The sequence below is a fragment of the Mesorhizobium sp. P2_B5 genome (genome assembly GCF_056404775.1).
In genome coordinates this window covers 1,214,640-1,235,247 of the sequence record NZ_JBFUDJ010000002.1, presented here as the reverse complement: position 1 = coordinate 1,235,247, position 20,608 = coordinate 1,214,640, and the positions used below count along the sequence as shown (strand labels likewise).

At 63.9% G+C, this 20,608-nt stretch carries 19 protein-coding genes; 6 read left to right on the top strand and 13 right to left on the bottom strand.

Features of this window, described 5'->3' with window-relative positions; all coding sequences use genetic code 11:
- Nucleotides 1-9 precede the first annotated feature (9 nt).
- Entirely contained in the window at nt 10-1,686 is a 1,677-nt protein-coding gene (gene leuA / locus AC1D1N_RS12450; RefSeq protein WP_477348884.1) for a 2-isopropylmalate synthase, read from the bottom strand.
- A gap of 518 nt (nt 1,687-2,204) precedes the next feature.
- On the opposite strand from leuA, the gene AC1D1N_RS12445 reads away from it, so the two are divergent.
- From AC1D1N_RS12445 to AC1D1N_RS12435, 3 genes are all read left to right on the top strand, one after another.
- On the top strand, nt 2,205-3,371 hold the full coding sequence (locus AC1D1N_RS12445) for an ATP-grasp domain-containing protein (protein ID WP_352588273.1): 1,167 nt from the start codon (nt 2,205-2,207) through the stop codon (nt 3,369-3,371).
- 5 nt (nt 3,372-3,376) lie between these two features.
- Nucleotides 3,377-4,153, top strand: a complete 777-nt coding sequence (locus tag AC1D1N_RS12440; RefSeq protein WP_436261119.1) for an esterase family protein — start codon at nt 3,377-3,379, stop codon at nt 4,151-4,153.
- Nucleotides 4,154-4,316: 163 nt separating this feature from the next.
- Entirely contained in the window at nt 4,317-4,466 is a 150-nt protein-coding gene (locus tag AC1D1N_RS12435) for a hypothetical protein (RefSeq protein WP_477348781.1), read from the top strand.
- A 12-nt stretch (nt 4,467-4,478) separates the two neighbouring features.
- Here the strand turns inward: AC1D1N_RS12435 and AC1D1N_RS12430 are convergent, their stop codons facing one another.
- On the bottom strand, nt 4,479-6,014 hold the full coding sequence (locus AC1D1N_RS12430) for an MFS transporter (protein ID WP_477348779.1): 1,536 nt from the start codon (nt 6,012-6,014) through the stop codon (nt 4,479-4,481).
- A gap of 148 nt (nt 6,015-6,162) precedes the next feature.
- On the opposite strand from AC1D1N_RS12430, the gene AC1D1N_RS12425 reads away from it, so the two are divergent.
- Nucleotides 6,163-7,059, top strand: coding sequence for a LysR family transcriptional regulator (locus tag AC1D1N_RS12425; protein WP_477338933.1), 897 nt, complete (start codon nt 6,163-6,165; stop codon nt 7,057-7,059).
- Nucleotides 7,060-7,113: 54 nt separating this feature from the next.
- Here AC1D1N_RS12425 and AC1D1N_RS12420 read toward each other — a convergent pair whose 3' ends face one another.
- The 5 genes from AC1D1N_RS12420 to AC1D1N_RS12400 all read right to left on the bottom strand — a co-directional run bounded on the left by AC1D1N_RS12420 (nt 7,114) and on the right by AC1D1N_RS12400 (nt 10,733).
- Complete coding sequence (locus tag AC1D1N_RS12420; RefSeq protein ID WP_477348882.1) at nt 7,114-7,866, bottom strand: SDR family NAD(P)-dependent oxidoreductase; 753 nt, start codon at nt 7,864-7,866, stop codon at nt 7,114-7,116.
- A gap of 49 nt (nt 7,867-7,915) precedes the next feature.
- A complete protein-coding gene (locus AC1D1N_RS12415) occupies nt 7,916-9,004 on the bottom strand; it encodes an AbrB family transcriptional regulator (protein WP_477348777.1) in 1,089 nt (362 codons plus the stop codon).
- A 63-nt stretch (nt 9,005-9,067) separates the two neighbouring features.
- Nucleotides 9,068-9,376: a putative quinol monooxygenase gene (locus tag AC1D1N_RS12410; protein ID WP_477348775.1), complete on the bottom strand. Its 309-nt coding sequence runs from the start codon at nt 9,374-9,376 to the stop codon at nt 9,068-9,070.
- Between the two features lie 79 nt (nt 9,377-9,455).
- A complete protein-coding gene (locus tag AC1D1N_RS12405) occupies nt 9,456-10,238 on the bottom strand; it encodes an SDR family NAD(P)-dependent oxidoreductase (RefSeq protein WP_477348773.1) in 783 nt (260 codons plus the stop codon).
- A gap of 66 nt (nt 10,239-10,304) precedes the next feature.
- A complete protein-coding gene (locus AC1D1N_RS12400) occupies nt 10,305-10,733 on the bottom strand; it encodes a DsrE family protein (RefSeq protein WP_477348771.1) in 429 nt (142 codons plus the stop codon).
- 100 nt (nt 10,734-10,833) lie between these two features.
- On the opposite strand from AC1D1N_RS12400, the gene AC1D1N_RS12395 reads away from it, so the two are divergent.
- The gene (locus AC1D1N_RS12395) at nt 10,834-11,931 is read left to right on the top strand and encodes a hypothetical protein (protein WP_477348769.1); all 1,098 of its coding nucleotides are present in this window, start codon (nt 10,834-10,836) and stop codon (nt 11,929-11,931) included.
- 102 nt (nt 11,932-12,033) lie between these two features.
- Here AC1D1N_RS12395 and AC1D1N_RS12390 read toward each other — a convergent pair whose 3' ends face one another.
- Nucleotides 12,034-12,981 carry a cation diffusion facilitator family transporter gene (locus AC1D1N_RS12390; RefSeq protein ID WP_477348767.1) on the bottom strand — a complete coding sequence of 316 codons (948 nt, stop codon included), beginning with the start codon at nt 12,979-12,981 and terminating at the stop codon, nt 12,034-12,036.
- 5 nt (nt 12,982-12,986) lie between these two features.
- On the bottom strand, nt 12,987-15,191 hold the full coding sequence (locus AC1D1N_RS12385) for an anthranilate synthase (RefSeq protein ID WP_436261110.1): 2,205 nt from the start codon (nt 15,189-15,191) through the stop codon (nt 12,987-12,989).
- Nucleotides 15,192-15,501: 310 nt separating this feature from the next.
- Between AC1D1N_RS12385 and AC1D1N_RS12380 the strand changes: the two genes are divergently transcribed.
- A complete protein-coding gene (locus AC1D1N_RS12380; RefSeq protein WP_436261109.1) occupies nt 15,502-16,272 on the top strand; it encodes an isocitrate lyase/PEP mutase family protein in 771 nt (256 codons plus the stop codon).
- Nucleotide 16,273: 1 nt separating this feature from the next.
- On the opposite strand, the gene AC1D1N_RS12375 is transcribed toward AC1D1N_RS12380, so the two are convergent.
- The 4 genes from AC1D1N_RS12375 to AC1D1N_RS12360 all read right to left on the bottom strand — a co-directional run bounded on the left by AC1D1N_RS12375 (nt 16,274) and on the right by AC1D1N_RS12360 (nt 20,550).
- Nucleotides 16,274-17,329, bottom strand: coding sequence for a M14 family metallopeptidase (locus AC1D1N_RS12375; RefSeq protein WP_477348764.1), 1,056 nt, complete (start codon nt 17,327-17,329; stop codon nt 16,274-16,276).
- A gap of 91 nt (nt 17,330-17,420) precedes the next feature.
- Entirely contained in the window at nt 17,421-18,599 is a 1,179-nt protein-coding gene (locus tag AC1D1N_RS12370; protein WP_477348762.1) for an MFS transporter, read from the bottom strand.
- 116 nt (nt 18,600-18,715) lie between these two features.
- On the bottom strand, nt 18,716-20,092 hold the full coding sequence (locus AC1D1N_RS12365; RefSeq protein ID WP_477348760.1) for an FAD-containing oxidoreductase: 1,377 nt from the start codon (nt 20,090-20,092) through the stop codon (nt 18,716-18,718).
- Nucleotides 20,089-20,550, bottom strand: coding sequence for a DUF4126 domain-containing protein (locus AC1D1N_RS12360; RefSeq protein ID WP_477348758.1), 462 nt, complete (start codon nt 20,548-20,550; stop codon nt 20,089-20,091). The genes AC1D1N_RS12365 and AC1D1N_RS12360 overlap by 4 nt, the downstream gene beginning before the upstream one ends.
- Nucleotides 20,551-20,608: the final 58 nt, after the last annotated feature.

Genomic DNA, 20,608 nt, shown 5'->3' with positions numbered 1-20,608 from the left:
GGCGAGAAATCAGCCGGCCTTGCGCCCGATGATACGGTTGGCAGCCGAAACCACGGCTTCCAGCGAGGCGGCGACGATGTTGGTGTTGATGCCGGCTCCGAACAACTTGCCGCCGGGATATTCCATCTCGACATAGGAGATCGCCGAGGCGTTCGATCCGCGCTGGAGCGAATGCTCGGAATAGTCGAGGACCGACATGTCGACGCCGACATGGCGCGACAGCGCATCGACGAAGCCGTCGATCGGGCCGGTGCCGGATCCGGTAATGGTCGTCTCCTTGCCGTTATCGAGGATCACCGCCTCGACCACGCGCCGGCCTTTTTTCTCGGTGTCAGGGTAGGTGTGATGGTCGAGGAATTTGAGCCGCGCGACGGGCTGGTCGACATAGGTCTCGAGGAAGCGGTCGTGAATGCGCTTTGCCGGCACTTCCTTGCCTTCCGCGTCGGTGATCGCCTGGATCTCCTGGCTGAATTCGATCTGCAGATTGCGCGGCAGATTGAGGCCGTAATCGGCCTGCAGCACATAGGCGATGCCGCCTTTGCCGGACTGCGAGTTGATGCGGATGATAGCCTCGTAGCTGCGCCCGACATCGGCCGGATCGATCGGCAGATAGGGCACTTCCCAGACCGGCGTATTGGCCTTCTTCAGCGCCTTCATACCCTTGTTGATGGCGTCCTGGTGCGAGCCGGAAAAGGCGGTGTAGACGAGTTCGCCGACGTAAGGGTGGCGCTCGGGGATCTTCAGCTGGTTGGAATATTCGTAGACGTCCTTCATCCGGTTGATGTCGGAGCAATCCAGATGAGGATCGACGCCTTGTGTGTACATGTTGAGCGCCAGGGTGACGATGTCGACATTGCCGGTGCGTTCGCCATTGCCGAACAGCGTGCCTTCGACGCGGTCGGCACCCGCCATCAGGCCGAGTTCGGTGGTGGCGATGCCGGTGCCGCGATCATTGTGCGGGTGCAGCGAGATCAACAGGTTTTCGCGGTTGTCGAGGTTGCGGCACATCCATTCGATGCGGTCGGCATAGATGTTGGGCGTCGACATTTCGACCGTCGACGGCAGGTTGATGATCAGCTTGTTATCGGGCGTCGGCTTCACGATCTCGGTAACGGCGTTGCAGATCTCCAGCGCGACTTCGAGTTCGGTGCCGGTAAAGCTCTCCGGCGAATATTCGAAGCGGTAACCGCCGCCGGCCTTCGCCGCCATGTCGGTGATCATCTTGGCCGCGTCGGTGGCGATGCGCTTGATGCCGCCGACGTCTTTCTCGAAGACGACGCGGCGCTGCAACTCGCTGGTCGAATTGTAGAAATGCACGATCGGGTTGGTGGCGCCCTTCAGCGCCTCGAAGGTGCGGGTGATGAGTTCGGGCCGGCACTGTACCAGCACCTGCAGCGAGACATCGGCCGGCACATTGCCTTGCTCAATGCACCAGCGGGCGAAATCGAAGTCGGTCTGCGAGGCCGAGGGGAAACCGATCTCGATCTCCTTGAAGCCCATGTCGAGCAGCAGCGCGAACATGCGCGCCTTGCGCTCATGGCCCATCGGGTCGATTAGCGCCTGGTTGCCGTCGCGCAAATCAACCGAGCACCAGACCGGCGCCTTGTCGATGACCTTGTTGGGCCAGGTGCGGTCGGTGAGGCCGACTGTCGGATAGGGCTGGTATTTGCGGGCGGCGCCCGGCATGTGGCCGGCGGCGCTTTTTACGCTTTCGGCTTCGCCGGATCGTATCTCTTCTCGTGCGTTCATCGTCTTGTTCTCCCGGCGGCTCACGGATCGGTCTTCGGACGGATTGAGAGCGAGCTGCGCCTTACCAGATTTTCGTTCGCTTGATGTGAATTGCCAATTTTGAAACTGGCCAAGGAGCGTGCGCGTAAGCGGCGGTTCGACCGCCGGGCGCTCCTTCAGCGAACCCGGCGATCGCCGATAAGGCCGAGAAGAAGCAGGGTCGATGCCAGCGCGCGAACGGTCTCGCCGGTAAAGCCGGTCGGACGGGAAGCGACGGAGGAGGCGCGCGTGTTCATGGCGGTTTTCATACAGGAGCGGCCATGGAGAGGCAAGTAGGCGCATTTGCGCCCATTCCAGGCCTCTTCCCCGCGCGCGGCAAATACGCCAGACTTGGTGTTGTTTCTGTGCGTGTCGCCGTCCCTTCGCGGTCCCGGCAACATGCTTGGACGAGGTCGCGATGCCGGGGGAGGTCGCCCATGAATTTTGTATTCTTCTCGCCGCATTTTCCGGCCAACGGCGCCGATTTCTGCGACCGGCTGAAGAAGGCCGGCGCCACGGTGCTGGGCATCGGCGATGCGCCTTTTGATGCGCTGGACGGCAAGCTGAAGGCGGCACTGTCGGAATATTACCGCGTCGCCGACATGGAGGACTACGATCCGGTGTTCCGGGCGATGGGTCATTTCATCCACAAATGGGGCCGCATCGACCGCTTCGAGTCGCTCAACGAGCATTGGCTGGAACTGGAAGCCAACATCCGCACCGACTTCAACATCTACGGCACCAAGCTCGATTTCGTGAAGAATCTGAAGCGCAAGAGCCGCATGCGCGCCTTCTTCCGCAAGAGCGGCGTCGACACCATTGCGCAGCGCAAATGCTCCGACCGGGCAGGCGCCATGACCTTCATCCGTCGCGTCGGCTATCCCGTGGTGGTGAAGCCCGATTCCGGTTCCGGCGCCTCGAACACCTTCAAGATTTCCAACGCCAAAGAACTCGACCAGTTTTTCCGGGACAAGCCCGAGGACGTGACCTTCGTCATGGAACAGTTCATCGAGGGCCTGGTGGTCACCTTCGACGGGCTGGTCAACCGCGACGGTGAGGTGGTGCTTGCCGCCAGCCACCGGTACGACCAGAGCGTCATGGAAGTGGTCAACAAGGACCGCCACATGAGCTACACCTGTTTTCCCAAAATCAGCCCCGCGGTCGAGGAGGCAGGCAGGAAAATCCTGAAGGCGTTCGACGTGCGCGAGCGCTTCTTCCACATCGAGCTGTTCGAAACCAAGGACGACCGTGTCATCGCGCTCGAGGTCAATATGCGGCCGCCCGGCGCCTGGATGACCGATGCGATCAACTACACGTTCGACATCGACGTCTATGCGGCGTGGGCCGACATGGTGGTCAAGGATGCCGCCAGCGGACCCTATGAGGGCAAGTATTTCACCGCCTATGCCAGCCGCAAGCAGCACCTCCACTATTTGCACAGCCATGAGGACGTGCTGGCCGCGCATCGCGACAAGATCGTCCACCATCAGCCGATAGAAAAGGTTTTCAGCCGCGCCATGGGAAATTACGCCTACCAGATGCGCTCGAAGGACGAAGCAGCGCTGCGCGAGGCCGTCGCCTATATTCACGCGGAAAAGGCTTAAACGCGATGGACATTTCCTATCACAAGGGCTTTGCCCGCAATCTCGGCCGCGACATGGAATACAAGCGCTACGGCCATGCCGGCCGGCCGGTGGTCGTGTTCCCGACCTCGCAAGGGCGGTTCTATCAGTTCGAGGATTCCGGCGGGGTAGGGGCGCTGGCCGAATTCATCGATACCGGCCGCATCCAGCTGTTTGCGGTCGACGGCATCGATTCGGAATCTTTCTTCAACAAGCATGCCGACGCCGCCCACCGCATCGGTCGCCACGAGGCCTATTTCCGCTATGTCCGTGAGGAGGCGTTGCCGGAGTTTCTGGCGACCGCCGAGCAAGCCAATGGCGGACGCAAGCTGAAGCCGCTGTTCACCGGCTGCTCAATGGGCGGCTACCATTCCTCGAACTTCGTCTTCCGCTTTCCCGAACTCGCCAGCGGCGTCATCGCGCTGTCGGGTGTCTATTCGGTGCGCGACTTCTTCGGCAAGGTGCTCGACGGCGACATTTTCTACAACTCGCCGCTCGACTATCTGCCCGGCATCGTCGACCCCAAGCTCTTGGCGCGGCTGAAGGCGCTGAGGATGATCTTCTGCTGCGGGCAGGGCGCCTGGGAAGAGCGCATGCTGGTCGAGACGCGCAAGCTGGAACAGATCCTGCGCGACAAATCCATTCCCGCCTGGGTCGACTATTGGGGTGGTGACGTCAGCCATGACTGGCCGTGGTGGCACAAGCAGCTGGTCTATTTCTTCGGCCGCTGGCTGGATGACGATCTGATGCATAGATTGGACTGATGGCCACCCCCGAGCCCATCCGCCGTTTCGTCGAGGCCACCAATGAAGGTGACACCGAAGCGTTTCTTGGCACTTTACCGCCAACGCATCCCTGACCGACTGGGGACGATCCTTCCATGGCCGCGAGCAGATTGCGCGCTGGAACCAGTCGGACAATATCGGCGTGAAGTCCAATCTGCGCATTGTCCGCATCGCCGAGGCCGATGGCAGCTACCACGTCCGCATCGCCGTCACAGGCGAAGGCTTCAACGGCGAAGGGGACATGGTCTTCACGCTGGACGGCGACCGCATAGCGAGCCTGGTCATCAGCTGACGCCGCGCAAGGCTAGCCTTCCTGGCATACCGGCAGAGGAACGGTTTCGTGCTCCACGGTCGATCCGCGGCGTAGGCCGAGGAAGACGACAAGCGCGGTGACGATCGTGATTGCCGCCAGCACGATCAGCAGCCTGTCGAACGCCGTCTCGTAGGCCTGGACCAGGACCGTGGCTCCGGCCCCCGGCAAGCGGGCTGCCGCTTCGCCAACATTGCCGGTCACCAGAAGCTGGGCGGCAGCGGTTGCACTCAGGGACGACGTTGCGCCCTGGGCCGGCAGTTTTGCAGCCGTGAAGCCCGACAGGACCGCCATGACGATGGCCAGCGCCACGCCTTCACAAGCGACGCGGGTGGTGTTGAAGATGCCGACCGCCATGCCGGCGCGCTCCTTCGGCACGACGCTGACGGCAAGTCCGTCCATCAGCCCCCAGGGCAAAGCGATGCCGATGCCGATCAGCATCAGCGGCGCCACAAGGGCGAGGGCGACCGGCGGCGTCAGGCTCAGCCAGACAAGGCCGGCGGCGGCGATCAGCAGGCCGACGCCGCAGATCGTCGCCGGAGCGATCCAGCGCGCCACCTGGCCGGCAAGCAGAGGCAGGATCAACAGCGGTCCCGACAGGCAGATCATCAATTGCCCGGCCTTGATCTCGCTCATCCCCTCAATGCCGATGAATCGGATCGGCAACAGCACGAGCAGGACGACGAAGCCATAGGCGGGGGCAGCCGCCAGAAACTGGACGCCGACGAAGCGGGGAAAGCGAAACAGCGAGAGATCGAGCATCGGCCGGCCCACGCGCCGCTCGACGATGACGAAGGCGGCAAAGAAGAGCGCAGCGATGGCAAGCAGCCCGATCACAAGCGGATCGGTCCAGCCGCTCTGCGGCGCCTGAAGCACGCCGTAGGTCAGCGTGGCCAGCGCAATCGTGAAAGTGCCGGCCCCCGCCCAGTCGAGGCCAGTCGCATCGGGGTCGCGCGATTCCTTGATTGTGCCCAGACCCAGTAGTGCGGCGGCAATCGCAAGCACTGCCACCAGAACGAAGATCGACCGCCAGCCGAATGCTTCGATGATGAGGCCGGAGGCGATCGGACCGAAGGCGAGGCCAATGCCGAAACTGGTGCCGAGGAAGGAAAAGGCGCGCAACCGCAATTGCCCCTCGAATTCCTGGGCAAGCGCGGAGGCGCCGCCAGCGAAGGCGGCCGCACTGCCGAGCCCTTGCGCAGCCCGAAGTGTGTCGAACCAGACGATGTCAGGCGCGAGCATCGCGCCCAGCGTGGCCAGGACATAGAGGCCGAGGCCGGCGAGGAAGATGCGCTTGCGGCCATGATTGTCGGCGAGCGCGCCCAACGCCATCAGGGTAGCGCCAAAGGTCAGCATGAACGCGTTCGTCACCCAGTTGAGCGCGATCGGGCTGCCGCCGAGATCGGCTGCGATGCGCGAGAGCGCGACGGCCGGGCCGGTGAAGGTCAAGGGCATGGTCATGGCGGCAAGGCATACCGACAACAGGACGAGCCATGGCGCGGTTGCGCCGTTTGTGGTCTTCGAAATCATGGTTTTTCCTATTTGAAGCAGGATCCGCCGGTGTGCTGTCGGGAGCGCAGCACCGGTCGCAACGGCAAGATAGGCCCGCGACATTCCCAGAAAAATAGTATTAAATCTCCAGATATACCGGACTGAAACGCTCGAATGGAGAGATGCGATGGAACGCCTCAACGGCCTTCTGGCCTTTGCCCGCACTGCCGAGTTCGGCAGTTTCATCGCCGCCGGCCGAACGCTTGGCATCTCAGCGTCGGCCGTCGGCAAGAGCGTCGCCAGGCTCGAGCAGGATCTCGGCGTGCGGCTGCTGCAGCGCAGCACGCGCCGTGTCGGACTGACCGAAGAGGGCAAGCTGTTCAACGAGCGGGTGCGGCGCATCCTCGACGACATCGACGATGCCGAGGCGATGCTGTCGCGGACGCGGGAAACGCCGCATGGGCGGTTGCGCGTTTCGACGCCGATCGTGACCTATCACCTGCTGTTGCCGGTGCTGTCGGAGTTCATGGCGTGCTATCCCGAAATCGAACTCGACATCGATTTCAACGATCGCATCGTCGACCTTATCGACGAAGGCGTCGACATCGCAATCCGCAGCGGTGAGCTGCCGGATTCGCGCCTGGTGGCGCGGCCGCTTGCGCCCTTCCGGCTGCTGTTGTGCGCGGCACCTTCCTACCTCGAGCAGCACGGCAACCCGAGCGGACCGGACGATCTCGTGAACCATTACGGCATACGCTTCCGGTTTCCAAACACCGGAAAGCTGCAGGGTTGGCCGTTCATCGGCGGCAGTGTCGAGCCGCAGGTCCGCTCGATGCTGACCTGCAACAACACCGAGGCGCTGAAGGGCGCCACCATGGCCGGTCTCGGCATCAGCTCGATGCCCGATTTCCTGGTCCGCGAGGCGCTGCGCGATGGGCAATTGCGCACTGTGCTGGACGACCATGTCGACGGCCGCGGCCAGTTCCGGATGCTGTGGCCGTCAAATCGCCATTTGTCGCCGAAGGTGCGCGCTTTCGTCGACTTCCTCCCCGACCGGCTTGCCGCGACGCTGAGCGGCTCGTAGTCCTTCGCGGCGCCGTTGGCGATGACGAAGACGGCGAGGGACTAGCGCCACTTCTCAGTAGGTGGCCCGTCCGCCCGACAGGTCGAACGTTGCGCCAGTGGTGAAGGAATTCTCGTCCGAGAGCATGAAGGCGATCATCGCGGCCGCCTCTTCGACTTCGACAAACCGCCCGCGTGGCACCTTGCCCAGCATGTAGGCCACCTGGGCCTCGGTGAGCTGTTCGAGGATGCGGGTGCGGGCGGGCGACGGCGTCAGCGCGTTGACGGCGATGTCGTGGCCGGCAAGCTCCTTGCCGAGCGATTTGGTCAGCGCGAGCACACCCGCCTTGGCGGCCGAATAGGCGGCGGCATTCGGATTGCCTTCCTTGCCGGCGACAGAGGCAATGTTGGCGATGCGGCCGTAGCTGCGCGCGATCATGCCGGGCACCAGGCGTTTGCAGCAGTAGAAGACACCGTTGAGGTCGATGTCGATGATCTGGCGCCATGAGGCAGGATCATAGTCCACCACGGTAGCCGCCGGTCCGGCAATGCCGGCATTGTTGACGAGCAGATCGACCGGGCCGAGCGAGCGCTCGGTTTGCGTCGCGGCGCTGTCGACGGCCTCGATCAGCGATTGATCGCACAGCAAAGCCTCGATCCGACCGAGCGGGGCGAGTTCGGCGACGGCGTTCTTCATCGCAGCCTGGTCGACATCCCAGATGGCAACGCTGGCGCCCGACGACAGCAGGCGCCGGGCAACAGCAAGGCCGATGCCTTGCGCGCCGCCCGTCACCACGGCGACACGGCCTGAGAGATCGACGGCATTCACGCGACGGTTCATGGGCAATTTCCTCTTCCCGGTTACTTGAATTCGTAACTCAGTCCCTGACGGCTCTCGCCACCAGCCGCGCGATGCTTGGCCCGGCGATGAGCACGACCAGGAAGCGGGCCGATTGCAGCGCCATGACGAAGGAGATGTCGACGTTCTGCGCGGCGGCGGCGATGATGGCGACGCTGTCCATGCCGCCGGGGCTGGTTGCGAGATAGGCGGTCAGCGGATCGATGCCGAGGACATGGCTGATCAGCCAGGCAAGCCCGCCGCAAAAGGCGATCAGCACGACGATCGAACCGACGATCTGCGGCAGTGCCCGCGTCGCATGGCGCAGGATCGCCCGTGTAAAATTCAGTCCGATCGACCAACCGACCATCGCATAGGAGAGCGCCAGCAGCCATGGCGGCAGTTGCATCGCCACGCCGAAGCCGAGATGGACGATGGTGCCGAAGATGAAGGTGCCGAGAAAGAAGGGCGAGGGCAGCCGGCAAAGCCGGCCGAGCAGGCCGCCGACCAGCGCCACGCCGAGCGTGGCGGCAAAGGCCATTGCGTCGATCGGCGGGAACCAGACAATGGCTGGGATTTCAACGCCGGAGGTGTCGACCCACATCTTGGCCACGAGTGCCGCCGTCATCGAGACGAAGATCACGCGCAGATACTGCATGAAGGCGACGAGGCGCTGGTCGGCGCCAAAGGCGCCGGCCATCAGAACCATGGCGGTGGCTGCACCCGGCGATGAGCCCCAGACGGCGGTGGTGCCGGGCAGAATGCGCCAGCGGCTGATCAGCCAGCCGAGCAGGCTGGACGCCGCAAGGGTCGCCAGCACCACGACGACGAACAGAGGCCATTCCTTGTAGAAGACCGAAAAGATGTCGGCGGAGATCGACGCCGCGACAAGGCAGCCGACGACGGCCTGGGCGGCGCCGAACAGCGGGCGCGGCACGCGCACCGTGGCGCCGTTGGTGCCGGCAAGGATGGCCGCCAGCATCGGCCCGATCAGCAACGCCCCAGGCAGTGCGGCATATTCCAGCGCGCCGGCGAACAGCAGCGAGAAGATCAGCAGCACCAGCCACTGCCGGACCGGACGCATGCGCGCCATGCGTTCGACGGCCGGCTGTTCTGGCGAGGAATCCATATCAGGTCTTAGACTTGGAGAAGAATGACGCGAACCCCGCCGAGGAAAACTTGCTTTCGAACATCACTCGTTCTTGACGGCGGGCAGGCCGAAACCCCCGACCGGATGGGTCTCGATCTGGAACTCGAAGCCGGAGATGAAAGGCCGCGCCTTGGCGATCGCCGCCTGGACTTCGGGCAGTTGCAGCGATGCCTTGTGGCTGGCCTGATCGGTCCACACTTCGGTGACCCAGATCGCGTCGGCATCGACCGGGTCGGTGGCGATGATATAGCTCAGGCAGCCGGGGAGGGCGCCGGTGCTCTCGCGCAAAACGCCCATGATCGCGTCGCGCTGGCCGCGCGCCGCCCGCATCTTGCCGATCAGTCCGTACATTGCCTTACGTCTCCCCTTCAAACCTCAGCAACGCTCGCATGGCAGGCATGGTTGCGAGACGCAGTATGCAATTGCCGGCTCAAGGCATCAACTGGCCACCGTTCACCTCGATCACCTGGCCGGTGATGTAGCCACTCAGGAGATCGGACGAGAGGAAGAGATAGGCGCCGACGCAGTCTTCGGCCGTGCCGGCGCGTCCCTGAGGAATGGTGGTAACCATGCCCTTGATCTGTTCGTCGGTGGAATAGCGCTCGTGGAATGGCGTCAGGATCGTGCCGGGCGCCACTGCGTTGACGCGGATGCCGAAGCCAATCAGCTCCTTGGCCATGCCGCGGGTGACGTTGGAGACGAAGGCCTTGGCCGAGCCGTAGAGCCCGGCGCCGCCGCCAGCGCCATTGCGCGCGGCGATCGACGAGGTGTTGACGATGAAGCCGCCCTGCTTCTTCAGCCATGGCATCGCCTTGCGTGAGGCGGTCAGCACCGAGCGGGCGTTGAGGTCCATCACCGCGTCGTAATGCGCCTCGGTCTGCTCGGCATAAGGCACGCGGCCAAGCATACCGCCGGCATTGTTGACCAGCCCGTCGAGCCGGCCGAAATGCTCGGCGCTCTCCTCGACGACACGCTCGACATCGGCGGCAATCGAAAAGTCGCCTTGGGTGAGAAACACCTCGCCGCCGCCATCGCGGATGGTCTTGGCCAGTTTCTCGGCCGCCTCGCGGCTCGAATTGAAGTGCAGCGCGACGCGGCTTCTTTGCGCGGCATATGCCAGCGCAAGGGCAGCGCCTATGCCGGTCGAGGCGCCGGTGACCAGCACCGCTTTGCCGGCAAGATCGGGGATGACGAGGGTGGGGGTTGCTGGCACGTCGGTTCTCCGGGAATTTCCTCCCGTCCTTCGTAGGCGCTCGCAGCCCTCCTGTTCAAGCCCTGGCTAGGGTCTGAGATAAGCGTAACCTTGGCGCTGCAGTTCGGCGAGCTTGACGACGCCGCCCTTGTCGGCGGCGTGGAAGCCTTCGAGCAAATCGGCAAGGCTGATCTCCATGCCTTTCATGGTGTTGCCGCAGGCATGCGGCTCAAGACCCTGCTGGACGAGGCCGGCAAAGCGTCCCGAAATCGCCGCCGATATGCCTTTCGACTTGAAACCGGCAAGGGCGGGACCATGCACGACCAGCACGATGTCGACATTGCCGCCGGTGCCTTCATAGTGGTTCTTGATGTTGCCGAGCACAAAATTGACCTTGTCGAGGTCGCTGAGATGATAGGCGACCTTCGGTCTGTCCTCGGCGGCGGCCGCCCGGTTCAGGCCGAACAGGCCGGCGGCGCCGGCAAGGCTGGCACGGAAAATGTCGCGTCGGCGCATGGCATCCTCCTCGGCTTGGTGCTCATCGCAAATTGCGTGGCTGCGGCCATGATACTAGCATAAATTGACGTTACGTCCTGTCGATGCGAGGAGGGGTCCAATGGCATTCAGGAAGTGGAAGAATTTCGCCGTCGCCGGATCTGGCGCCATGCTGCTCGGCGCACTTGCGGGTTCGGCCGGGGCCGACGATGCGCTTAAATTGCCCGAACTCAGTGCGAGTGGCGCCGATGCCTGTTTCGGCCGTGTCTATGACGCAGCCCATCTCAAGGCGCATCCGAAGCAGAAGGTGGCGCGGATTTTCTTCCTCTATGGCCATGATCCGGTGAGCCATCCGAACGAGGAGCCGATGGCGAATGCGGACACCTCCTACAATGGCTTTCTCACCACCACGGTGCGTGGCGCCAAGACGCCGCAATGGGCCGGCGGCTGGTGCAATCACGAGTCTGAGGACGGCAAGTCGGGCCCGATCCGCTGCGGCATGGACTGCGACCGCACCATGGCTTCGCTGAAACTCGATGACAAAGGCCGCCTGATCCTCACCGATGTTTCGTCCGATCTCTATCTCGACGCCGGATCGGAAGACGAACTGGGCGAGGCTGAATATGACCGGCAGGCGCTGGGCTCAGAGGACGATAATTTCCGCCTCGACCCGATGCCGGCAGCGACCTGCAAGGCCGAATTCGCCAAGATCGATCCGATCGATCCGGCGCTGGGTGCGCCGTTGCGCGAGCGGCTGAAGCCGGACCAGCCTTTCTGTTTCGGGCGCGATTACGATGCCGCGCACCTGAGCTCTCATCCCGACCAGGTGACGCAGTCGATCCGCGTCTTCCGCGGGCCGGTCGAGCTTGCCTCCTTCGCCTCAGGCGGCGATGTCTCCAACTGGCCCGACGGCGCCGACATCGCCGTTTCGGTGACCACCAGGAAGAACGGGGCCAAGGTCACGCAGACCTATTCCTGCCAGGGCGAAGCGGACCAGTGGCGCTGCGCGGCCAGTTCGAAGATGAGCAATTCTTCGTGCGACATCAGCCAAAAGGAAATCTACCTCAAGCGCGGCGCCAACGGCACCATGATGCTCGCCAACCCGAACAGCAGCCTGGCGATCGTTGATCTCTGCTCGGAGGCGGCGGATGGCAAGACCGCCTCCGATGACAAGGTTTATCGGCTGGAAGCGATGACGCAGTCTGCTTGCGCTCCTTGAGACCCCGCGCTTCGTCATCCTAGGGTCTGCGCCGCGTCGCTTCGCTCCTTGCTTCGCCCTAGGATGACGAAGTTGAGATGGCTCAGCCAATCTCCAACGCCATCAGGCGAACGGCACCGCCGTCGTGCCTTTCGGCAGCTTCGCTTCATCATCGGGCTCGACATGGATGGTGACGCGCACAGACGGAATTTCGGCTTTCAGCGCATCCTCGATGCGGTCGCAGATAACGTGGCTGGCGCCGACGGTCATGTCGGCGTCGACGACCAGGTGGAACTCGATGAAGGTAGCGCGGCCGGCTATGCGGGTCTTGAGGTCGTGAACCTCCAGCGCGCCCTTGCAATTGGCCGAGATGATGTCGCGGATATGCATGTGTTCGCTGGTGTCGACGGCGCGGTCCATCAGCCCGTTCATCGACGAGCCGATGACATGCCAGCCCTGCCACAGGATGTTGAGCGCCACGATGACGGCAAGCGCCGGATCGAGGATTTGCCAGCCGGTCAGGATTGCGCCGACGAGACCGCCGAAGACGCCGACGGAAGTCACCACATCGGTCATGATGTGGCGGCCGTCGGCAACCAGCGCCGGTGATTTTGCGCTGCGGCCGGCGCGGATCAGCGTCCAGGCCCAGAAAGCGTTGATGACGGTGGCGACGCCATTGATCGCGAGACCTTCCCAAGGCTGTTCAAGCGGCGTCGGCGCCTGCCAGGAGCGCCAGACCTCGCTGAGGATCAAAAGTGCTGCCAGCACGATCAGCACGCCTTCCAGCACGGCCGAGAAATACTCGGCCTTATGGTGGCCGAACGGATGGTCCTGGTCGGCCGGCTTGTAGCTGACCCGGATCGCCCAGTAGGCAGCGGCCGAGGCGATGACGTTGACGATCGATTCCAGCGCATCCGAATAGAGCGCGACGGAGCCGGTGATGTACCAGGCGGCAAGCTTGAGCGCGAGCACGACGCACGCGACGACGATCGACCAGAAGGCGAGGGCGGCGACCCTTTGCTTGGCCGCCTCCTTTGCCGCGATCGCCGTCACGCTGTCCGCTGCGGCCATACCGGTCAGGCCGCCTTTTCCTTGGCCTTGCGCGGCAGATGCGCAACGATGTTCTCGATGATGCGCATGCCGGCATTGTGGCCGAGCGTCATGATCGATTCCGGATGGAACTGTACGGCGGCGATGGGCTCCTTGCGGTGCTCGAAGGCCATGATGACACCGTCCTCTGTCTCGGCGGTGACAACGAAGCCGTCGGGCAGCCGTACCGGATCGGCAAAGATCGAGTGGTAGCGGCCGACGGTGACTTCCTTGGGCAAGCCGGAGAAGATGATGCCGGGCTTGGAGACACGAATGCGCGACGGCTTGCCGTGCATCGGCACATGCAACTGCCTGAGCTCGCCGCCATAGGCCTCGGCCAGCGCCTGCAGGCCAAGGCAGACGCCGAAGATCGGCAGGTCGCGAGCCCTGGCCTTCTTGATGGTCGCGGCGCAGTCGAAATCCTTCGGCGTGCCGGGTCCCGGCGACAGCACGACGAGGTCGGGCTTCAGCCGCTCGAACACCTCCTCCGGCACTGGCGTGCGCACGGTCGAGACATTGGCGCCGGTCTGGCGGAAGTAGTTGGCCAGCGTGTGGACGAAGGAGTCCTCGTGGTCGACGAGCAGGATGTTGACGCCGTCGCCGACGCGCGCGGTGGTGCGTTCGGCGCCGGCGGCATTGCCTAATTTGGCGTCGCGGATGGCGGAGAGCATGGCGGATGCCTTCAGTTCGGTTTCGGCTTCTTCTTCCTCGGGGATGCTGTCGAAGAGCAGCGTGGCGCCGGCGCGCACCTCGGCGATGCCATCCTTGATGCGAATGGTGCGCAGCGTGAGGCCGGTGTTCATGTCACCGTTGAAATTGACCATGCCGACGGCACCGCCATACCAGGCGCGCGGGCTCTTCTCATTCTGCTCGATGAAGCGCATGGCCCAGAGTTTCGGCGCGCCGGTGACGGTAACCGCCCAGGCGTGCGACAGGAAGGCGTCGAAGGCATCCATGCCTTCGCGCAGGCGCCCTTCAATGTGATCCACTGTGTGGATCAGGCGCGAATACATCTCGATCTGGCGGCGGCCGATGACGCGCACGGAGCCCGGATCGCAGACCCTGGACTTGTCGTTGCGGTCGACGTCCGAGCACATGGTCAGCTCGGATTCATCCTTCTTGGAGTTGAGCAGCTTCAGGATCTGCTCGCTATCGGAAATGGCGTCGTCGCCGCGCTTGATGGTGCCGGAGATCGGGCAGGTCTCGACCCGGCGGCCATTGACGCGCACGAACATTTCCGGCGAGGCGCCGATCAGATACTCGTTTTCGCCGAGGTTTATGAAGAAGGAATAGGGCGAGGGATTGATCGACTTCAGCTTGCGCGAAATCTCGGACGGCTGCGTCTCGCAGCGTTCGTAGAACATCTGCCCGGGCACCACCTCGAACAAATCGCCGCGCTTGAAGCTATCCATCGCCTTGCGCACCAGATTGGCATATTCGCCGGGCTCATGATCGCCGCGCGGCGGGATGCGGTCAGCGGTCTTGAACGGCTCGGCGATTTCGTCGCGCGGCAGGCCTTCAGTCGAAAAACCGTCGCCGGAATAGTCGTAGCGGTCGGTCCAGGCCTTGGTCGAGTAATGGTCGACGACCAGGATTTCGTCGGGCAGGAACAGGACCAGGTCGCGCTGGCTCTGCTTGCGCTCGAGCTTGTAGTCGACCGGATCGAACTGGAAGGCGAGGTCGTAGCCGAAGGCGCCGTAGAGGCCGAGATTGGCGTCTTCGTCGGTCTTGAACAGCGCGGTGATGGCGCGCAGCACGGTAAAGACGGAAGGGACGCGGCTGCGCTCTTCCTCAGTGAAGACCCGGCCGGGTTTGGCGACATCGAGGCGGATCAGCTTCTTCGAGGTTTCGGTGACCGTGACTTCGCTCAAGCCGGCAAGCGCCTTGCCGATCACCGGCAACAGCACCTCGCCACGGCCGTTCAGTGCCTCGATGCGCATGGCGCGGCCACGCGCGGAAATCACCAGCGGCGGGTCGATGATGGCCGTATCCCAGCGCGTGTAGCGGCCGGGATATTCGTAGTTCGAGGAAAACACGGCCCCGCGGCGCGAATTCAGCCCGTCGACATAGGAGTCGATCGCGCCGGCATAGGGCTTGTCGTGGCGCTCGCGGGTAATGGTGACGCCACCCGCGGTCACGAAGCGTTCCGCGCCGTTTTCCAGAACCTTCATCGTCGTCATTGCCGTCTCCATCTGGCTTGTTGGGCAACGGACCCGGGACTGGCTTTGAAAAAACAAATGGCCGCCCGGACATTCCGTTGCGGCCACCTTCTATTTTCACGCGCACGCGTTCGAACAGGCCGCTGTCAGCGAGCCCACCACCAAATGGTCTTGATCGAACGCATGTTCATGGCCGAAATCCATAGCGGCGAAAAGCCGGATGCGCAACAGGTTTGAAAAGCCTGTTCGTGGCTGCCGCTTCCGGGGCTCATGGCACATCGCCAGGGCCAGCGGTGCTGCCTAGACTGTCCATCCAACATCGAGAAAGACGGGAAAGACCTGAATGACCGACCAGATCGAGCGCGCACGCACGTTCCATTCCCTCCACGTCAAGGGAAACCCGATCGTCCTCTACAATGCCTGGGACCCTGGCTCGGCCAAGATTGTCGAGAAGGCGGGCGCCAAGGCGATTGCCACAGGAAGCTGGCCGGTCGCGGCCGCCTTCGGCTATGCCGATGGTGAGAAAATCCCGCTGGAGCTGGCGCTCGACAACATCAAGCGCATCGTGGCGGCGGTCGATCTGCCGGTGACCATGGATCTCGAGGGCGGTTACGGCATCGAGCCGGAGGTCGTAGCCCATACAGTGACGCTGGCGCTGCAGGCCGGCGCCATCGGCTTCAATTTCGAGGACCAGATCGTCGGTGGCGCTGGCCTGCACGACATCGCCGTGCAGGTGAAGCGGATCGAGGCGGCAGCGACGGCGGTGAAGGCTTCCGGCATTCCCGCCTACATCAACGCCCGCAGCGACATCTTCCTCAAGGCCAAGCCGGATGCGCATGACAAGGCGCTGCTCGACCAGGCGATCGAGCGGGCGAAGGCTTATGAAAAGGCCGGCGCGAGCGGCTTCTTTGCGCCGGGCCTTGGCGATGAGGGGTTGATCGAGGCGCTATGCAAGGCGACCGCGCTGCCGGTCAACATCATCGCGCTGGCGCATGTGCCGCCACGCCAGCGGCTGGCAGAGCTCGGCGTCGCGCGTGTCAGCCACGGGCCTGTGCCTTACCGGCAAATGGCCGAATGGCTGGAGGCCAAGGCGCGGTTGGCTATTTCAGGCTAGGTCAGTCCTCCAGTGTCCCCGACCTGGCGTCGACGCTCTTCTTGTCGCCGACCAGTTTCAAGAGATCCTCGCCGGCGCGGATGATGCGGCGCGAGCGGCGGGTCAGGATGGCGCCGTCCTGCGGCGCCAGCACTTCGGTGCGGCCGCCGGTCTCGCCGGGCGTGTGGACGATGGTGGCGAGGCGTGCGCCCTTGGCGACGCGGTCGCCGGGCTTGACGTCGTAGAGGATGGCGCCGGCCCGGGGCGCCGGCATCATGTCGATGTTTTCCAGCGGTGCGACGAAGCCGGCGAACTTGTCTGGCGCGGGCAGGGCAGGATCGGCGATAACGCCGCGCGCTGCCAGCAGCCGGTAGAGACCTTCGGCATCGGATGCGGCCAGCGCGCCGTCGACATCGAGCATACCGCGATATTCAACCGTGGTGGCGACGCGCCGCTCGAACTTCGCCACGCCGGCGGGGACGTTCTGATAGGGCATGATCGTGGCGCCCTCGAAGGTGCCGTCGCTGTCCTCGCTCCACAGCACCACGGCGTCGACAGCCATGGCGGCGGCGCAATCGGCCATTGCCGGCCACAGGCTGGTGTGGACGTAGAGATAGGCCAGCCCCTCATCGTCGCAATGCAGGTCGAGCACGATGTCGTGGCCGATCGAAAGCTGCAGCAGCCGCGTCTTCAATTGCTGGTCGGCGTTGCCGAGCGTGGTGTCCGGCAACAGCGAGGTGTCGGGCGCGGCGAGCAGTGGAAAGCCACGGTTGAAATTGTTGCGGGTGCCGAGATGGAAGCGGCCCTGGTGCTCGCCAAAATGATATTGCGCGCGGCCAATCGGGTTGGCCCAGGGCACGACAGTGATGTTGCCCTTGATGCGGCCTTCGGCCTCGGCCTTGTTCAGTGCCGGCATCAACGCGTCGATGGCGACGACGCCCGGCAATTCGCCGGCATGAAGGGCCGCCTGCAGATAGGCCGAGGGTGCGGCCTTGTCGGCGCCGGCGAAGCGGAACACCGGAAATTCGTAGAAAACGCCTTCGCTGTCGCCGGCAATGCGTTCGATCGATTTCTGCATGGGATGCCTCCAGGAAAAGAGGCAGAACACATGCACGTTTGCCGGAGGGCTGTCGATTGGTCCAGTTCACGCCGCCATGGGCGCAATGGGATTATTCTGCGGCCGCCGGAACGGTCGCCACAGGGGCTGAGCGTTCTAGCGCCTGTGAGACAACGGCCGCGGTAACGGCCAGTAGCGCCAGCACCGCGCCGACCAGCGGCAGATGGGCGTAGGAAACGCCGGCGGACAAGGCGACGCCGCCGATCCAGGCGCCGCTGGCATTGCCGACATTGAAGGCGCCCTGGTTGAGCGTGGCGGCAAGGTTCGGCCCTTCGGAGGCCGCCTCGACGACGCGGATCTGCAGCGGCGGCACGACGACGAAGATCAGCAGGCCCCACAGGAAGACGACGCCGATGGCGACGCTGGCAATGGCGCCGAACTGCATGAAGCCGACAAACAGCAGCGCCATCAAAAGGAGCGTGCCGATCACCGTCGGCATCAGCTTCCAGTCGGCCAGCTTGCCGCCGATGATGTTGCCTATGGTCATGCCTGCGCCGAACAGCAGCAGCACCCAGGTGACTGCCGAGGTGGATAGGCCGGAGACCTCGGTGAGGTAGGGCTTGATGTAGGTGAAGACCGCAAACAGGCTGGCCGAGGCCAGCGAGGCAATCAGCATGGCGAGCCAGACCTGCAGTCTGCCCAACACGCGCAGTTCGCCGCGCAGGCCGCCGCCGCTCGGTTCTGCGACGTTGGAGGGCACCAGCCAGGCGATGGCTGCAACCGAGATGAGGCCAATACCGACAACGGCAAAGAAGGTGGAACGCCAGCCGAACGCTTCGCCAAGCGCAGTGCCGGCGGGAACGCCCAGAATGTTGGAGAGCGTCAGCCCCGCGAACATCATCGCCATGGCGCTTGCGCGCTTGTTGCGCGGCACCAGGCTCGCGGCCACTACCGAACCGATGCCGAAGAAGGCGCCGTGGCCGAACGCAGTGAAGACGCGCGCAGCCATCAACAGCCAGTAATTGGGTGCGATGGCGCAGAGCAGATTGCCGACGACGAACAGCGCCGTCAGCGCGACCAGCACAGGCTTGCGCGGCAGATGCGCGGTGGCCATGGCGACGATCGGCGCGCCGAAGACGACGCCCAGCGCATAGCCGGTGACCAGCAGGCCAGCCGAGGGGATCGACACGCCGAGATCGGCGGCGACCTCCGGCAGCAAGCCCATGATGACGAATTCCGTGGTGCCGATGCAGAAGGATGCAATGGCAAGCGCAAGGATCGGCAAAGGCATGGAAAGTCCAGACTGAATCGGTTCAATTTCAGACTGAACGACAAACCTAGCCATGCGCAATGCACATTGCTGCAATGCACCAATGCAGAAAGTCGAGAGCTTGACGCCGAGTTATCTCAGGCGAGCGGCTTCAGCTCCTGGGCGATGGTTGGCAACAGCTCCGAGACGGTAGGATGAATGTGCATGGCGCGCGCCAGCGTGTCGACCGGCGCCTTGGCGTACATCAGGTCGAGCACACAGTGCACGGCTTCGTCGCCGCCGGGGCCGAGCACCGAGCAGCCGAGGATCTCCCTGGTCTCGGCATCGACCAGGATCTTCATAAAGCCTTGCGTCTCGCCCTTTTCAACGGCGCGGCCGACACGGGTCATCGGCCGCTGGCCGACCAGCGCCTTGCGGCCGGATTTTTTCACCGCGACCTCGGTCATGCCGCAGCGGCCGAGCGGCGGATCGATGTAGAGCGCATAGGCCTCGATGCGGTCGCTGACCTTGCGCGGATCGTTATCGAGAAGATTGGCGGCAACGATCTCATAGTCGTTGTAGGAGGTGTGTGTGAAGGCGCCCTTGCCGTTGCAATCGCCCATCGCCCAGATGCCGGGCACGCTGGTGCGCAGTTGGTCGTCGACGGTGACGAAGCCGCGCAGATCGACCGAGACGCCGGCCTTGTCGAGACCGAGGTCGTCGGTGTTGGGAGTGCGGCCGAGCGCCAGAAGCACGTGCGAGCCGACTGCCGGCGGTTTGCCGGATGAGAAGGTCACGGCGATGTCGTTGCCCTGTTTGGCGAAGCCGATGTCGTCGGCGCCGACATGGACCGCTATGCCCTCGTTTTCGAGGATCGACAGGATCGCCGCCGACACGTCCTCGTCCTCGCGGCCGGCCAGGCGTGGGCTCTTCTCGATGACGGTGACTTCGCTACCGAAGCGGCGGAACATCTGCGCGAATTCGAGCGAGATGTAGCTGCCACCGACGACGACGAGGTGACGCGGCAAAATTTCGAGATCCATCATAGAGGAATTGGTGAGGTAGTCGATGTCGTGGATGCCGGGCAGATCCGGCACCGAGGCGCGGCCTCCGGTGTTGAGGAAGATCTTTTCGGCGGTCAGCAGGTGGTTGCCGACGCGCACCGTGTTGGCGGATTCGAAGCGCGCATGCCCGCGATAGAGCGTGCATTTGTCCATGCCGGCGATCCAGGTTTCCAGCCCGGTGCGGGAGGCGCCCGAAACCTTGTCCTTGCGCGCCTTGATCGCCTTATAGTCGACGCCGACAGGGCCACTGAGCGTCACGCCATAATCGGCGGCGCGCCGCGCCAGATGGGCGGCATAGGCGCTGGCGACCATAGTCTTGGTCGGGATGCAACCGGTGTTGACGCAGGTGCCGCCGACCAGCTTGCGCTCGATCAGCGCCACGTTCATGCCGGCTGCGTTCAGCCTGCCGGCGAGCGGTGTGCCGGCCTGGCCGGCGCCAATGATGATGGCGTCGAAAGTCTTTGCCGTCATGCCACGGCCGCCACGATCAGCAGGCCGCCGATGATGGCCACCGCGTCCTCGATGAGAGCGGCAGGCAAGTCCTTGCCGAAGGCGGCCGCCAGCCGGCCGCGCGCTTCGGCGCCACCATAGGTGCCGATAACGGAGCCGATGGCGCCGGCGATCAGGCCGCCTATGGTGGAACCGGCGGTGGCGCCGATCACCGCGCCGGTAAAGGCGCCCATGATGATGCGGGCGCCGAACTGCTGCGGCACTTTGCGGCTCGGCGTCGAGGGCAGTTGGTCGGTGACGAGTTCGACGATGGCGAGGATGGTGAAGATGCCGACGGCGGCCCAATGGCCCATGAAGCTTGCCCAGGTGCCGGCAAGCGGCAGCCAGCCGAGATAAGCACCCCAGGCGACTGCGGCCGGTGCTGTCATGGCGCGAAGACCGGCGATGATGCCGATCAGAAGTGCAAGCAGATAGAGCATGGTTGATCCCCTCAACGCAGAACCTCGGACGGTCCGCGCGGCAAGCTAGCATAGGCCG

What these genes read in the sequence shown, in the direction of transcription:
- AC1D1N_RS12400 (WP_477348771.1), bottom strand. Translation starts at nt 10,733, where the DNA reads ATGCGCCGACGCGACATTTTCCGTGCCAGCCTTGCCGGCGCCGCCGGC.
- AC1D1N_RS12370 (WP_477348762.1), bottom strand. Translation starts at nt 18,599, where the DNA reads ATGCCTTTGCCGATCCTTGCGCTTGCCATTGCATCCTTCTGCATCGGC.
- AC1D1N_RS12385 (WP_436261110.1), bottom strand. Translation starts at nt 15,191, where the DNA reads ATGGAGACGGCAATGACGACGATGAAGGTTCTGGAAAACGGCGCGGAA.
- AC1D1N_RS12365 (WP_477348760.1), bottom strand. Translation starts at nt 20,092, where the DNA reads ATGACGGCAAAGACTTTCGACGCCATCATCATTGGCGCCGGCCAGGCC.
- leuA (WP_477348884.1), bottom strand. Translation starts at nt 1,686, where the DNA reads ATGCCGGGCGCCGCCCGCAAATACCAGCCCTATCCGACAGTCGGCCTC.
- AC1D1N_RS12445 (WP_352588273.1), top strand. Translation starts at nt 2,205, where the DNA reads ATGAATTTTGTATTCTTCTCGCCGCATTTTCCGGCCAACGGCGCCGAT.
- AC1D1N_RS12380 (WP_436261109.1), top strand. Translation starts at nt 15,502, where the DNA reads ATGACCGACCAGATCGAGCGCGCACGCACGTTCCATTCCCTCCACGTC.
- AC1D1N_RS12360 (WP_477348758.1), bottom strand. Translation starts at nt 20,550, where the DNA reads ATGCTCTATCTGCTTGCACTTCTGATCGGCATCATCGCCGGTCTTCGC.
- AC1D1N_RS12415 (WP_477348777.1), bottom strand. Translation starts at nt 9,004, where the DNA reads ATGGATTCCTCGCCAGAACAGCCGGCCGTCGAACGCATGGCGCGCATG.
- AC1D1N_RS12430 (WP_477348779.1), bottom strand. Translation starts at nt 6,014, where the DNA reads ATGATTTCGAAGACCACAAACGGCGCAACCGCGCCATGGCTCGTCCTG.
- AC1D1N_RS12395 (WP_477348769.1), top strand. Translation starts at nt 10,834, where the DNA reads ATGGCATTCAGGAAGTGGAAGAATTTCGCCGTCGCCGGATCTGGCGCC.
- AC1D1N_RS12390 (WP_477348767.1), bottom strand. Translation starts at nt 12,981, where the DNA reads ATGGCCGCAGCGGACAGCGTGACGGCGATCGCGGCAAAGGAGGCGGCC.
- AC1D1N_RS12440 (WP_436261119.1), top strand. Translation starts at nt 3,377, where the DNA reads ATGGACATTTCCTATCACAAGGGCTTTGCCCGCAATCTCGGCCGCGAC.
- AC1D1N_RS12425 (WP_477338933.1), top strand. Translation starts at nt 6,163, where the DNA reads ATGGAACGCCTCAACGGCCTTCTGGCCTTTGCCCGCACTGCCGAGTTC.
- AC1D1N_RS12375 (WP_477348764.1), bottom strand. Translation starts at nt 17,329, where the DNA reads ATGCAGAAATCGATCGAACGCATTGCCGGCGACAGCGAAGGCGTTTTC.
- AC1D1N_RS12410 (WP_477348775.1), bottom strand. Translation starts at nt 9,376, where the DNA reads ATGTACGGACTGATCGGCAAGATGCGGGCGGCGCGCGGCCAGCGCGAC.